This window comes from Chondromyces apiculatus DSM 436, assembly GCF_000601485.1.
Classification (GTDB): Bacteria; Myxococcota_A; Polyangia; order Polyangiales; family Polyangiaceae; genus Chondromyces; species Chondromyces apiculatus.
In genome coordinates this window covers 25,410-38,611 of sequence record NZ_ASRX01000103.1, presented here as the reverse complement: position 1 = coordinate 38,611, position 13,202 = coordinate 25,410, and the positions used below count along the sequence as shown (strand labels likewise).

Annotated in this window: 12 protein-coding genes; 8 read left to right on the top strand and 4 right to left on the bottom strand. The window is 69.8% G+C overall.

The window, feature by feature from the left end; genetic code table 11:
- Positions 1 to 217 precede the first annotated feature (217 nt).
- From CAP_RS51550 to CAP_RS40015, 6 genes are all read left to right on the top strand, one after another.
- Positions 218 to 469: a hypothetical protein gene (locus CAP_RS51550; RefSeq protein WP_156041572.1), complete on the top strand. Its 252-nt coding sequence runs from the start codon at positions 218 to 220 to the stop codon at positions 467 to 469.
- A 169-nt stretch (positions 470 to 638) separates the two neighbouring features.
- Complete coding sequence (add, locus tag CAP_RS40035; protein WP_081865762.1) at positions 639 to 1,898, top strand: adenosine deaminase; 1,260 nt, start codon at positions 639 to 641, stop codon at positions 1,896 to 1,898.
- A gap of 207 nt (positions 1,899 to 2,105) precedes the next feature.
- On the top strand, positions 2,106 to 2,558 hold the full coding sequence (locus CAP_RS40030) for a TIGR04255 family protein (RefSeq protein WP_197041556.1): 453 nt from the start codon (positions 2,106 to 2,108) through the stop codon (positions 2,556 to 2,558).
- A gap of 57 nt (positions 2,559 to 2,615) precedes the next feature.
- On the top strand, positions 2,616 to 2,846 hold the full coding sequence (locus tag CAP_RS40025; RefSeq protein ID WP_231511983.1) for a hypothetical protein: 231 nt from the start codon (positions 2,616 to 2,618) through the stop codon (positions 2,844 to 2,846).
- Entirely contained in the window at positions 2,843 to 3,361 is a 519-nt protein-coding gene (locus CAP_RS40020; protein WP_044250808.1) for a HEAT repeat domain-containing protein, read from the top strand. The genes CAP_RS40025 and CAP_RS40020 overlap by 4 nt, the downstream gene beginning before the upstream one ends.
- On the top strand, positions 3,358 to 3,771 hold the full coding sequence (locus tag CAP_RS40015; protein ID WP_044250806.1) for a hypothetical protein: 414 nt from the start codon (positions 3,358 to 3,360) through the stop codon (positions 3,769 to 3,771). The genes CAP_RS40020 and CAP_RS40015 overlap by 4 nt, the downstream gene beginning before the upstream one ends.
- A 23-nt stretch (positions 3,772 to 3,794) precedes the next feature.
- On the opposite strand, the gene CAP_RS53010 is transcribed toward CAP_RS40015, so the two are convergent.
- The 3 genes from CAP_RS53010 to CAP_RS40000 form a co-directional block, all read right to left on the bottom strand.
- Positions 3,795 to 4,589: a hypothetical protein gene (locus tag CAP_RS53010; protein ID WP_044250804.1), complete on the bottom strand. Its 795-nt coding sequence runs from the start codon at positions 4,587 to 4,589 to the stop codon at positions 3,795 to 3,797.
- A 170-nt stretch (positions 4,590 to 4,759) separates the two neighbouring features.
- Entirely contained in the window at positions 4,760 to 6,724 is a 1,965-nt protein-coding gene (gene nadE, locus CAP_RS40005) for an NAD(+) synthase (RefSeq protein WP_044250801.1), read from the bottom strand.
- 129 nt (positions 6,725 to 6,853) lie between these two features.
- A complete protein-coding gene (locus CAP_RS40000) occupies positions 6,854 to 7,876 on the bottom strand; it encodes a hypothetical protein (protein WP_231511982.1) in 1,023 nt (340 codons plus the stop codon).
- A 101-nt stretch (positions 7,877 to 7,977) separates the two neighbouring features.
- On the opposite strand from CAP_RS40000, the gene CAP_RS39995 reads away from it, so the two are divergent.
- A complete protein-coding gene (locus tag CAP_RS39995) occupies positions 7,978 to 8,847 on the top strand; it encodes a Crp/Fnr family transcriptional regulator (protein WP_044250799.1) in 870 nt (289 codons plus the stop codon).
- Between the two features lie 78 nt (positions 8,848 to 8,925).
- Here CAP_RS39995 and CAP_RS39990 read toward each other — a convergent pair whose 3' ends face one another.
- Entirely contained in the window at positions 8,926 to 10,731 is a 1,806-nt protein-coding gene (locus CAP_RS39990) for a hypothetical protein (RefSeq protein WP_044250798.1), read from the bottom strand.
- 222 nt (positions 10,732 to 10,953) lie between these two features.
- Between CAP_RS39990 and CAP_RS39985 the strand changes: the two genes are divergently transcribed.
- Positions 10,954 to 13,128: a hypothetical protein gene (locus CAP_RS39985; RefSeq protein WP_156041571.1), complete on the top strand. Its 2,175-nt coding sequence runs from the start codon at positions 10,954 to 10,956 to the stop codon at positions 13,126 to 13,128.
- The last annotated feature ends 74 nt before the right edge of the window (positions 13,129 to 13,202 follow it).

The following is a 13,202-nucleotide window of genomic DNA, read 5'->3' as shown; positions in this document are numbered from 1 at the left end:
ACCTCGGACCTGTTCCCGGAACACCTCGGACCTGTTCCCGTGACAACTCATATGGTGTCACGCGAACACCTCGGACCTGTTCCCGGAACACCTCGGACCTGCGGGCCATACATCGGGTGAGGGCGAGAGAATTCAGCCTCACGCGATCGACCTTCGTCCGGCGATGATTTTCAGGTCCCCCCCTTGCGCCCAGACGGACCGGCCTAATGTTACCCGGGTGAGCCCAACAGTCTCCACGCACCTCGCCCGCGCCAACAAGGCTGCACGCCTCCTCGTGGAGGCTTCTTCCCAGGAAGAAGCAGGATTGTTGCTGGAAGCCGGGTTCGCGGAGCTCCAGGCTGCCGTCGCTGCAGCGCCCACCGCCGTTGCGGAGCGGGTCCAGCAGGTGGTCAATGACATCGCTGGCCGCCTCCTCCAGGCCGTGAACCCTGGCGTCCTCGCCGAGGCCGTCGAGGCCGCTCGGGCCTGACAGCCGCGACCGCTGCCAGCGACCCCGGCACAGAGCTGCCAGCGACCCCGGCACAGAGGGGAAGCCCGTGGGCCAGGGCCCCAGCCCCGCCGCAAAGTCAGCTTCCTGTCATCCTCTCCATGACCCCCCCCGGGCTTTCCCTGAGCGGAATCGGGTGGCAAGATGGCCCATGGCTGACCCCTCCGAGCACTCTGGGCACAAACTGCCGCTGGAGTTCTTCCAGCAGCTCCCCAAGACCGACCTCCACGTCCACCTCGATGGATCGATCCGCCTCGAAACCCTGATCGACCTCGCGCGCCGCGACGGCATCGACCTCCCGAGCTTCGAGCCTGCGGAGCTGCGCAAGGCGATGAACCTCGGCGAGAACTGCGGCTCCCTCGTCGAGTACCTCAAGGCCTTCGATGTCACGCTCCTCGTGCTCCAGACGGAGGAGGCCCTGTTCCGCTGCGCCTACGAGCTCGCCGAGGACGCCGCCCGCGAGAATGTTCGCTACATGGAGGTCCGCTACGCGCCGATGCTCCACACCCGCCAGGGCCTGCACCTCACCAGCGTGGTCGAGGCCGTCCTCGCGGGCCTGCGCGCCGCCCACGACAAGCTCGGCATCGAGAGCGCGGTCATCCTCTGCGGCATCCGCAACATCTCCCCCGAGTCGTCCCTGGAGATGGCCGAGCTCGCGGTCGCCTACAAGGGCCGCGGCGTCGTCGGCTTCGACCTCGCGGGCGCCGAGTACGACCACCCCGCCAAGCACCACCGCGCCGCCTTCCAGCTCGTGCGCCAGAACAACATCAACTGCACGATCCACGCGGGGGAGGCCTACGGCCCCGAGTCGATCGCCCAGGCCCTCCACGTGTGCGGCGCGCACCGCATCGGCCACGGCTGCCGCCTCCGCGAGTCCGGCGATCTGCTGCACTACATCAACGATCAGCGCATCCCGCTGGAGGTGTGCCCCTCGTCCAACGTGCAGACCGGCGCCGTGCGCGACTTCGCGTCGCACCCGCTGAAGCTCTACCACAACCTCGGTTTGCGGGTGACCGTGAACACCGACAACCGCCTCGTCACCGACACCACCGTCTCGAAGGAGCTGTGGCGCTGCCACACCGAGATGGGCTTCTCGCTCGACGAGATCAAGGCGCTCGTCGTCGCCGGCTTCAAGAGCGCCTTCCTCCCCTTCCACGTGAAGCAGGGGTACCTCCGCCGCGTGACCCAGGAGCTGGAGCGCTTCCACGCCGACGGCACCATCTCCCCCGAGTCCCCCGAGGTCGTCGCCCTGCGCACCCAGCAGAGCTTCCACTTCGCCGACACGCGCGTGTACCGGCCGCAGGGCCCGCAGCTCTCGCCGCCCACCGAGGCGACGCGCTCCTCGGGCAGCGAGCCCGCACGGCCGTCGGCCAGCGAGTCCGTTCGGGCGCCGAGCAGCGACGCGAACTGACATGCAGACGCACGCTCACGCGTAAGTGCCGGATCCAGCCCGAGTCCGGCGTCACCAGCCACTCTCACCGCAGGAAAACGGGGCCTTCTCCGCGAACCGCGCTCGATTACGAGGTGGCGTGTTCCTCTTTCGGGGACGCGCTCTCTCAGCTCCTGGAACATGGTAGGACTGGGAACGCCTTTGCCCAGTTTCACTGCCCCAGAGCGCATGAGCAGCCCCTACCCGCACCTCAGCCAGGCACCCATCACGGAGGCTTTGCTCGACATCCGGGTCGTGCAGGACCCGGAGACCACGGCGTCAACGCTGCAAGGCTTCTCTTCCAGTGTCGACAGGGACGTCCTCGAGGCCCGCCCGATCCACCGCATCAACGACCAGCTCACGGCAGATCCGGGACTGAACGACGTCTCCGGATCGACGGAGGTGCTCGGCAACATCTACTGGAACGCCGACCACTCACGCGCGGTGCAGGCGAGAGTGGATGGGTTCTCCGTCAACTGCGTCGGGTCCTACACCGACTGGGAGGCCTTGCGTGAACAGGCCCGTACGCTGTGGCAGTACCTACTGCCAGGTCGCGCGACCGCTCCAGGTGCAGCGGTGCGCGCTCCGCTACATCAACAGGCTGTCACTCTCCGCGGGAGGCGATCTCAAGACACACCTTAGGACCCGGCCAGAGCTGAGCCCCGATCTCCCCAACCCATCGCCGAGTACTTCATGCGCGTGCTGGTCCCCTTCGACGAGGCGACGCGCGCCGTGATCACCCAGGCCACGGAGAACCTTCCCGAGAACGGCGCAGATCGCGTCGTGATCCTGGACATCGACGTCTCCACGACCGGGGAGCTCGCGCCCGATTCGGACGCACTCTGGGCCACTTTCGAGAGGCTTCGAGACATCAAGAACACCTGCTTCTTCTCGTCGCTGGAAAAGAGCACCTGGGAGGCTTACCAATGAACGTGCTGATCCCGTTCGGCATGGCGGCACAGTTCATGAGTTATGAGCCCTCGCCAGCGCAGGGAAAGCTGGCCAGGACCATGTCGAGCATCGAGGAGCGGGTCTTCGTCGATCAGCATGCCTTGCTTCCCGTGCCGCCGCCCCTCGATGTCCTCCAGGCTCCGATCGCGCAGTTCGTGTCCCGCCGGTGGAAAGAGCCCTGTGAGGCCATGTTCGAGTTCCTCGCCGTCCAGCACCCTGCGTCCCTCCTGAGGCTGATTGAGCAAGGAAAGCTCGACGCGGCAGACCTGACCTTCGCTGCCGAGCTCGCGGGACGACTGAAGCACAGCGAGGCCGTCAGACGCACGTTGCTGCCGCTGCTCGCGCATCCTCGGGCCGTCGTGCGGGAGGGGGCCATCTACGGCCTGTCCAACCACCTTGATGAAGCGTCTCGCGAGAGGCTCGCGGAGCTTGTGGAGAAGGATCAGAGCCCCGCCGTGCGTGCTGCCGCCGCGGATGCCCTCGACGAGCCGTGACCAAGCGCCTGATCCGCTTCGCGAGGCGTGCGGCCAACTGGGAAGGCGACGTGCCCGTCAAAGAGCTTCAGAGGATGGAGTTCAGGACGAAGGACGGTGGACCGGATCTCAGGCCTTCCGTGTACGAGCTGGAGCGGGTTCCAGAGTCGCTTCCCCAGACCTACGCGGAGCATGCCCACCACATCGATCCTCCGCGGCAGGCGCTCGCCATCGACGTCATCGATGGCACCCGTCCCGTGCAGGCGACGCCAGGCAAGCAGGAGTTTGCCTTCATTCGTGATCGGCACCGCGAGGTCATGCTGCGGGACGAGTATGCGCGACAGCGCCTCCAGGAGGGTGATCCCGAATGGAATGCCGTGGTGGAGGCGCCGGACGCCAAGCCATGGCTGCGCAAGCTGAAGAGTTCCTGACGGCGGGACGCGCCCCCGGAGCGTCAGAAGCGCAGGAGGGCGGTGTCCATGGGCCCGCGGACGGGGCCCAGGGTGAGCTTGGTGCCGCTGGTCGCCAGGAGGATGATCCCGGGGATCATCGCAGCGCCCCCGAGCCCCAGGGCCGCGCCACCCAGGGGACCAAAGGGGGACGCCGACGAGGGGGCGTCGTCGAGGCTCGATGCAGAGCTGGTCAGGGCCTCGCCGATCAGCAAGCTCGCCCCGGTCACGACGAGGCCTCCTCCGATGATCGTCAGCCACATGCCCGCTTTGCGCGCGCCGCTGCTCCTCGCCTCGGTATGCGCGGTGACATCGCCGGAGCGATCGTCGAGCCGGAACGAGCGAGAAGGCGTGACTCCGTTGCCGCCGAAGAAGAAGTCCCCGCCATCGCTGCCGTCGATGACGCGATCACAGGGCGCGGTGCAGACCTTCCGGGACACCGAGATCAACGCTGACACGTTGGCCCCCACCACGACCCCTGAAGCCGTGACCTGGAAGAGATCGACGCCAGGGTTGTCGGCGTCGACGTGGAGCCGCACGACTCCCGGGCGAGGCGGCTGCGGGAGGCCATCAGGCGCGCTGCCAGGAGCTGGGGCCGGGGCGGTGGGCGCTGGCGCTCCCGCTGGAGGAGCGGCGGGCGGCGGCGGCGGCGGGGGCGGAAGAAGCTCGACGCGCGCGTGCTTGCCTCGATCGAGCTTCTCGACGTCGGCCCAGGGGATGCGGCGTTGCTCGCCGGTGCCGAAGACCAGGATGACGACCTCTTTGCCTGGCTCGGCCGAGACGACCATGCCGCGGAGCATGCCGCCGTTCTTGAGGAGGATGACGAGGTGAGCTTCGGGGGCTGCGCGTCCGGGCCGCGTGTGAGGGTGGGCGCAGGACGAGCGTTAATGGGGGGTTCATTCCCCGAGAATATTTGATCGCCCCGCAGGAGGCCCGCCGCTTTCGAGGCAGGCCCCGCCGCCGCGCTCCCTCAGCGCTTCACGTGCTCCGACCCCAGGCGCCCCGGCGCCGCCGAGAGGCTCGCCTCCCACTCGGTGCGTTGCACCACGGGGAGTTGCAGGGCGCGCTCGCGGTCGAGATCCAGGGTGCCGAGGTGCACCGCGAGGGGCGCCTGTACCCACTTGAAGATCGCCCGGGAGAAGAGCGTCACGAACTTCTCCGCCCACGCCCGGAGCGCATCGGGGTCGCGCTCCGGGAAGAGGCTCGGGAGCGCCGTGGAGATCTCGTCCGTCGTGAGCTTCTCGGCGCCGTACAGGTAGAGGCAGGCGTCGAGCACCTCGTAAGGCATCAGCTCCGCTTCACCGGACTGGTTCTCGGCCAGCTCGGGGCCGGCCATGGTCCCCAGCGTCTGCCGCAGCCCCTCGAAGCCGAAGCGGTGGGCGAGCCGTTCGAGCAGCGCGATCACCACCGTCTTTGGCAGGTTGGCGATGACGCTGAACGCGCCTTCGAGGTCGCCGCCCACCGTGGTGTACCCGAGCGCCTTCTCGCTCATGTTCCCGGTCTGGAGGAAGAGCGCGCTGCTCGAGTTCGACCAGTTCCACATCCGCGTGCCACGGATGCGGGCCTGCACGTTCTGCCGGGTGATCTCGGTGACTTCTCCCTTGCCCCCGAGCATGGACGTCGCGGCCTGCACCTCGCGCTCGAAGGCTTCCTCGATGGGCTCGATCGCGAACTGCGCCCCGATGTCCCTGGCGAGCTGCGCGGCGGCCCCCTTCGTGGCGTCGCTCGAGTAGCGGGTCGGCATGTAGAAGGTCTGGAGCTTGCGCCCGATCTCCTCGCGCAGCGCGTCTCCTTCGAGGTCTGGGGCGAGGATGCAGAGCGCCCGCCACGCCACCATCACGCTCAGCGCCGAGTCGCGCCCCCCGGAGAGGGCGATGCCGATGCTGCGGAACGCCCCGATCTTCCGGTAGTAGTCGGCGACCCCGAGCGCTGCGGCCTCGAAGAACTCGTCGAGCAGGTCGTCGCGCGGGGAGGCTTTCGAGATGGACGCGGTGGGCAGGAAGAAGGTGGTCCCGGGCGGAGGCGCCGGGTACGCGAGGTGGGTGCGCTCGGCCGTCGCGCCAGCCTCGCGGACGGTGGGCACCGCGCGCTGGCCGGTGCGCCGGAACTCCTCCAGGTCGCTGCGCCAGGTGCTCGCCTCGCGGCGCCCGCGCGTGGTCCGGTCGAGGTCCACCACGGTCGCCGCGTACCCCTGGACGAAGCGCGGCGCCTCCAGCATGGGCCGCCCGTTCTGGTTGACCAGGCCTCCCCCGTCGAACACGAGCCCGTCGTTGCCGCCCACCATGTTCGCGTAGGCCACGGTGCACTGGTTGTCGGCGGCGCGCGTCGCGATCATCTCCCGCCGGGTGGACTGCACGCCCGCGCGGAAGGGTGATGCCGAGAGGTTGCAGATCACCTCCGCGCCCGAGTAGCAGCGGCGCCGCATGGGGCCGTCGGGCGACCAGACGTCCTCGCAGATCTCCAGGCCGATCGTGCCGAAGTCGAAGGTGTAGAGCCGGTCGCCGCAGAACACCCCGTCCGCGTCGAGCTCCAGGTAAGGCGTGCCGCGGGAGAAGGTGCGCGCCTCGTAGAAGATGTTGTACGTCGGCAGCTTCTCCTTGGGCGTGAAGCCGACGACGCGCCCCCGGTGCACGAGCGCGGCGCAGTTGAAGAGATCCCCGCCGATGCCCACGGTGAGGCCGAGGGTGAACACCGTGAGCAGGCCCGCCGTCTCCGCCGCGAACCGTTCGAGCTCGCGGCGCTGGCTGTCCACGAACCCGTGCCACTGGATGAGATCCTCGGTGGGGTAGCCCCCGATGACCTGCTCCGGGAACACCGCGAGGGTGACGTCGTCCGCCGCCATCGTCCGGGCGAGCGCGATGCAACGGTCGGTGTTGGCGCGCACGGCGCCCACGGTGGAGTTGACGCTGGCGATGCCGATCTTGATGAGCCGCACGGGGCGGAGCCTAGCGCACTGTCCCCCGAGTTCGTCCCGGGTTCTTGGCGAGGCGATCGCGCGCACGAAGGGGGGTAGCGACCAACGGGAGCGTAGGGACCGCAGGTCCCTGATCCAGGGTACGCAGTACTAGCGCGGGGTGAGGGCCGAGAGCAGCCCGAAGAGCTGATCGATCTCCTTCGGGGTGAGGCGCCGCTTTGCCTTCACCCGGTCTGCCTCCGCCGTGAAGACGATGGGATCGAACAGCCGGATCTTGAGGATGGCCACCTTGTACGAGGTGGCCCGGTCGACCCCCTCCGTCAGCTCGGCCGCGTCGCTCCGGGCCTGTTCGGGGCTCTCGCTCGGCCCATCGAAGAGCAGGTCGACCGCGCCGCTCTTGTCGAGGACCACATCCAGCGAGAGCGAGCGCACCGTCTCCGGGACCCGCGGGACGTACTGCATCCGCAGGGTCTTCGCGGGCTCCAGCGCCGTGGCCACCGCCGCCTCTGGCCCCTCTGGATCGGGGAACCCCCCCGTACCCACGAAGCGCTTGGCGAGCTTCGCCTTGCTCTCGGGCAGGACCACCAGGAACGAGGGCTCCACCACCGCCACCACCCGGGTATGGCCCTGGATGGTCACCTGTGTCGCCGGCACTCCGAGCCCTTCCAGCTCCACGGCCGGCGGGTTGCTGCGCCCCTTCAGCGTGTCGAGCCCCGCCTGGAGCTTCTCCGGGGTGAGGTCGTGCTCCAGCACGATCACCGCCTCGCGCTCCGCCCGCAGGCTCGGCGCCGTCACGAACGCGCGCAGGAGGTTCTTCTCCGGGTCGATGCCGGTGCCATCGAGCAGCGGGCCCCACAGGTTCATCCTGGCGAGCTGCGCGGCGAGGGCGTGCCCCCGCGCGCGCTCGGCGTAGACCAGGACCGAGACCTTTCCCCCGGCGATTTCCTGGGCGAGGGCCGCCGCGTTCCGCGGGCGCGGGGCCTCGGCGACCGGCACCTCTGCGGCCGGCGTTGCCGCGCCGCCGCAGGCCACCATGGAGAGCGCCGAGAGCGCGCATCCCAGGGTGAGGAGCCAGGCCGACCCGCGACGCACGCCGAGCCGCGCGCCCCCACCGCCGTCGGGCCCACTACCGTCATCGCACCCACCGCGCACCCTGCGACGCATCAGCTCCATGCGGAGGACACTACCGGCACCCTCCGAACCTCGCTAGCATGCCCGGCCCGAACGATGACTCGGGCGCCCCATGCGGCGCTCGCCCCGGCACTGGAGGCAGCATGACCATCAAGCCTTCCGACCTGCGCGCGATCCCCCTCTTCGAGAACATCACCGAGACCCACCTTGAGACCCTGATCAACGCCTTCGACCGCCGCAAGATCGCGGCCGACGAGGTGCTCTTCGAAGGAGGGAGCCCCCCCGCGCACCTGCACTTGCTGGTGAGCGGCGAGGTGGCCCTGAGAGAAGGCGCCACCACCCGCTTCATCCTGCACCCCATCGCGCCCATCGGCGAGCTGGGCGCCGTGACCGGGTTCCGCCGCGCCACCACCGCGGTGGCTACCCAGCCCTCCGAGGTCTGGCGCATCGGCATCGCCGATCTGCGTCAGTTCTTCGAGAAGTACGGCGACGTCGCGTTCCCCGTGTACCACAACCTCCTCAACATCGTGGCCGACAAGCTCCGCCGCGATCAGCACCGCCTCGACGAGGTGCGCACGAACCTCATCCGCAGCCAGAAGGGGATGAAGAACCTCCTCGATTTCGTGCTGGAGAACGAGGAGACGGCGCTGAGCCGTCAGATCTGCGCGACGCTCGAAGACCTCATCGAGAAGAACCGCCGCTGGCACTACCTCGTCGAGCCGAGCCGCACCCTGAAGAGCTCCGTGCGCCTCGACAGCGGCCAGGTGGTCCCGGTGCAGGAGCTGTCCGACGGCTGGCTGCGCCTCGGTCCCCTGCCCGAGAACACCTCGGTCAGCCACGAGGACTGGAGCGGCGTCCTGATCCTGCCCGGCCACGAGCTCCCGGTGAGCGGGCGCGTCGAAGCGCGCGACGATGGCTTCATCCTGATCCGCCTCGACCTGCTCATCGACGAGTACCGCAAGGCCTTGCAGGACTACCTGACCCGCCTCGAGCTGCTCGACTTCATCGTCTGAGCCTCCACGAGGGGGCGCGCGTCCCCTCGCCCCGCCCGGAAGCGCGCCGCCCCGTCAGGGCCGGATCGCCATCACCGATCACTTCATGTCCACGATCGGATTCGGACCTGGACTGCTGGTCTCGACGGGTAGCGCCGACGTCTTCGTCGCGACTTCCGCGTCCTGAGGAGCCTGGCGCACCGCCTCCCCCGACGCGGTGGGCGCCGCTGCCTCGGGGGGCACGTCCCCCTCGTCCGGAAGCTCCTTCCAGCCCGTGACGGCGCGCGAGAACGCTGCGAGCCGGTGCACCAGCGGGTCATCCAGGAGGGCCTTGAGCCCGAGGTACGCCGCCCCGTCCGGGATCCCCATGGTCTGCGTGAGCTGGGCCAGCAGATCGTTCCGTTGCTTGCGGACCTCGTCGCGCTGCGCTTCTTCGCGCTGCGCCTCCTCGCGCTGCGCCTCCGTGATCGGCGCGCCCTTCGGCTGTGCCGCGTCGCCCTCCCCGGCTCGCGCCACGGCCTTCGGGGGGGCGTCCCCCAGGCGCCGCGCCAGCGCGAGCGCCGAGATGACTCCCCGGATGAGGAACCGCTCCCGCAGGAGCTGCGCGTTCGTGCGCCCGAGCAGGACGATCAGGAGCGCCTGGTCCTGCCAGTCGCAGATCCTCTGGAGGCTGTAGATGGTGTTGAAGAACAGCCGCGGCGTCGGCATGTACGCCAGCGCGTGCACCGAGTCGACCCGCTCCTCCGAGAGGCGCGCGATGTCCTCCTCGTTCAGGCCCTCGATGAGCCGCAGGTCCGCGAGCGCCCCGGGGCTGATGGGCGCCATGCCCAGGATCGCCGCCGCGCGATCGGTGACGAGCTGGAGCGCGCGCTCCCCGAGCAGCGCCACCGCCACGCCCACGACAACCGCCTGGTCCGCGGCCTGTCCCTCCGGTTTGCCCGCCGAGGTGCCGAGCAGCACGATGCTCAGGAAAATCGCGCACACCGTCACGAAGAGCAGCGTCCTCGCGGCATACGCCATCATCCTCGCCGTGGCGTCGTTGCTGGCAGACCTGAAGAGGATCTTGCCGAGGTGCATGAGGAACGACACCGTCGCCGCCGTGCCCACGGTCAGCGCGCCCAGGTGGCGCGCGCTGTGCGGAGCGTACCCCGCGACGAGCACCACGCAGGCGCACAGGATCGCGGACGCCAGGAACCCCAGGATCGCCGCGTGGCGCGCCATCCTCTGGATGGACTCCTTGGTCAGGGTGCTCTCGTAGATCCACGTGCTCTGGACCTCCTTGAGCAGCGAGGGATCATGGGCGGGGTGGGGCGCGAGCATGTAGTCGCTGCGCGCGACCCGGCGCTCCACGAGCAGCGTCGAGCACGCGGTGAGCAGGGTGGGCATGACGCACAGCACCATGATCCCGAGCCGCTTTCTCTCCCCGGACCCCAGCACGGCGCCCTGAAGATCGGGGTCCGCCGGGAGCGAGCCGTAGGTGACCCACAGGATGAAGCCCAGCAGGGCAAACAGGATCCACCGCACGAACGAGGGCGCGACGAGGGCTATCCCCTCCAGGGTGGCCATCCAGCTCCGCTCCATGCGCGTCCAGAAGACGTTTGCGCGCGACCCCTGGCGCCGCATCGCAAAGGGGCCGAGGAATGCGACGCAGAAGCCGACCAGCAACGCCGCGAAGAGCGGCAGGCTCTGTCCCCGCGCTTCGGGGTTGAACAATGCCACCCACGCCTCGCTGCGCGCCACCAGGTACGTGAGGACGGCGCTGGCGAGGGCCACCGGAGACCAGAACAGCATCGCCGGGATGTCGCCGCTCTGGCGGGGCCTCGCGGTGTCCCCCGATCCTGGAGGGTTCCTGGAGGCCTCGGGTCCCGTGGCGGCGCCGGGAGCGCCGGGACTGCTCTGGGTCATCGTTCCATCGGACGGCATCCCACACCGGCGCGTCAACCGGCGCGTCAACACCGGCGCGTCAACACCGGCGCGTCAACACCGGCGCGTCAACACCGGCGCGTCAACACCGGCGCGTCAACGGGCGCGCGTGAGGCGGGAGATGCACGCGCGGGGGTGATCCTCGCCAGGAACTTCCGCCGGACCGGGATGTCCGAGTGCGACCGCCCCACCTCAGGGAGAGACATGGCCACATCCGCCTGGAAGCTATCCGTTGCCGGTGCACTCACGCTCGCCGCGCTCACGAGCACCGCCCGCGCCCAGGAGCGCGTGCAGAACACCCTGCCCCTGCGCACGGTGCGCCTCTACGAGGTGGGCCTCGGCTACTTCGAGCGCACCGGGAGGCTCGGCAAGGGCCCCGAGGTGGCGCTGCCCGTGCCCGCCACCCACCTCGATGACGCGCTGAAGACCCTGGTGATCCTCGGCGAAGGAGGCAAGGCGAGCGTCACCGGCGTCGAGTTCTCCAGCAGCGTGTCCCCGAGCATGGGCCGCGCGCTCGCGGGGCTGCCGGAGGGCGAGGACTCCATCACGTATCCGCAGCTCCTCCGCGGCCTGAAGGGCGCCTCCGTGGACCTCAAGACCACCCGCGAAGCCCTGCGCGGTCGCCTCATCGACGTGGTGGAGCCCGCCGTCGCCGAGGCCGAGGAGTGCGCCCCCGTGACCGCGGCGCCTGGCTCCAGCGACAAGGGCGACGAGACCCCCCACGCGCGCGCGCCCTCCCCCTGCGCCCCCTCGCGGCAGCTCACCTTGCTGATCCTCACCGATCGCGGCGAGCTGCGCCGCCTGCGTGCCTCCGAGGTCATCGGCGTCCGTCCCACCGACCCTGCCTTCGCCGCGCGCATCGGCTCCGGCCTCGACGCCATCTCCACCCAGGGCGCCGCTACCCGCAAACCCCTGCGCGTGCTCGCCCAGAGCGCCACGCCGGTCACCCTGGGCTACGTCGCCGAGACGCCCGTGTGGCGGTCGAGCTACCGGCTGGTGCTCGACGACGCCGGAGGCGGGGTGATGCAGGGCTGGGCGCTGGTGCACAACGACACCGACGAGGACTGGAAGCAGGTGCGCGTGGAGCTGGTCAACGGGCAACCCTCGTCATTCCTGTTCCCGCTCGCCGCGCCCCGCTACGGGCGACGCGAGCTGGTCACGCCCGACGAGGCGCTGAGCACGGTCCCGCAGCTCCACGGCCGCACCGTGGACTCCATGTGGGAAGAGCAGAGCTTCGGCGCGGGAGGCTTCGGCCTGACAGGGATCGGCGAAGGCGGCGGTGGCCGCGGCGAGGGCATCGGCCTCGGCCAGATCGGCACCATCGGGCACGGCAGCGGCACGGGCTCCGCCGGCCCTGGCAGCACCGCGCTGTCCATCGGCAACCTCGCCGCCGTCGGCCAGGCCGAGGGGGTCGAGTCCGGGGTGCTCTTCCGGTACGCCCTCCCCTCCCCCATCGACCTGCGCGCCCATGGTTCGGCGCTGCTGCCGTTCCTGCAGCGGGCCGTGACCGCGCGCCGCATCGCCCACTTCAATGGCTCGGGCAAGGCCCGGAGCGCCGCCCGCCTCCGCAACGACACCGGCCAGACCCTGCCCGCCGGCCCCATTGCCTTCTTCGCCGACGGGGGGTTTGCCGGCGAGGCCACCATCGATCGCATGATCCCCGACGAGCGCCGCACCGTGGCCTTCGGCGAGGACCTCGACGTGGAGCTTGTGGAGCGCGGAGGACCCCGGCGCGACGAGCCCCGGCTGCTGGAGTTCGACGGCGATACGCTCGTCGAGCACTACGTGCGCTTCCGGGAGGACACCTACGAGATCACCAACAAGAGCCCGAGCCCGCGGACGGTCTTCGTGAACCTCGGCTACGTGACCAACTCGCGCGTGCAGGGCGCCGACGAGCTGGACTTCGATACCCGCACGAACAAGGCGATGGCCGTCTTCCAGGTCGGCGCGAAGAGCCAGCGCGCCGCCGTGCTGAAGGTGGAGGAAGGGCTGCGGCGATCCATCGGCCAGAGCGCGTGGTCCTCGAAGAACCTCACGGCCCTCTCCGAGGTGGCGACGCTCCCCGCGACCCAGCGCGCCGCCCTGCGCGCGGCGGCCGCGGAGATGCGCATCGCCGAGCAGTGGCGGGACGCGCTCCCGAAGGTCGAACAGGCCATCACCAGCGTGCGCTCCGAGCTCGATCGCCTCCGTGGCTACCTGTCCGCCGCCAAGACCGGCTCCGACGGCGCCGAGACCTTCACGAAGCGCATCCTCGCCGCCGAGGATCGCCTCACCGCTCTCCGTGCCCAGGCCGAGAAGTTCGTGGTCCAGCGCAAGCGCCGCGCCGCCCTCTCCGTGGCCTCCCTCGCGAAGCTCAGCCGACCCGCCGTCGCTCGCTAGTACTGCGTACGGCGAATCAGGGACCTGCGGTCCCTACGCTCCCGATGGTCGCTACCCCCGTGACTTTGCGCGCA

Excerpts from the sequence above, each read along its gene's own strand:
- add (WP_081865762.1), top strand. The coding sequence starts at position 639 with ATGGCTGACCCCTCCGAGCACTCTGGGCACAAACTGCCGCTGGAGTTC.
- CAP_RS40030 (WP_197041556.1), top strand. The coding sequence starts at position 2,106 with ATGAGCAGCCCCTACCCGCACCTCAGCCAGGCACCCATCACGGAGGCT.
- CAP_RS40020 (WP_044250808.1), top strand. The coding sequence starts at position 2,843 with ATGAACGTGCTGATCCCGTTCGGCATGGCGGCACAGTTCATGAGTTAT.
- CAP_RS53010 (WP_044250804.1), bottom strand. The coding sequence starts at position 4,589 with ATGCTCCGCGGCATGGTCGTCTCGGCCGAGCCAGGCAAAGAGGTCGTC.
- CAP_RS40000 (WP_231511982.1), bottom strand. The coding sequence starts at position 7,876 with ATGGAGCTGATGCGTCGCAGGGTGCGCGGTGGGTGCGATGACGGTAGT.
- CAP_RS39995 (WP_044250799.1), top strand. The coding sequence starts at position 7,978 with ATGACCATCAAGCCTTCCGACCTGCGCGCGATCCCCCTCTTCGAGAAC.
- CAP_RS39990 (WP_044250798.1), bottom strand. The coding sequence starts at position 10,731 with ATGACCCAGAGCAGTCCCGGCGCTCCCGGCGCCGCCACGGGACCCGAG.
- CAP_RS39985 (WP_156041571.1), top strand. The coding sequence starts at position 10,954 with ATGGCCACATCCGCCTGGAAGCTATCCGTTGCCGGTGCACTCACGCTC.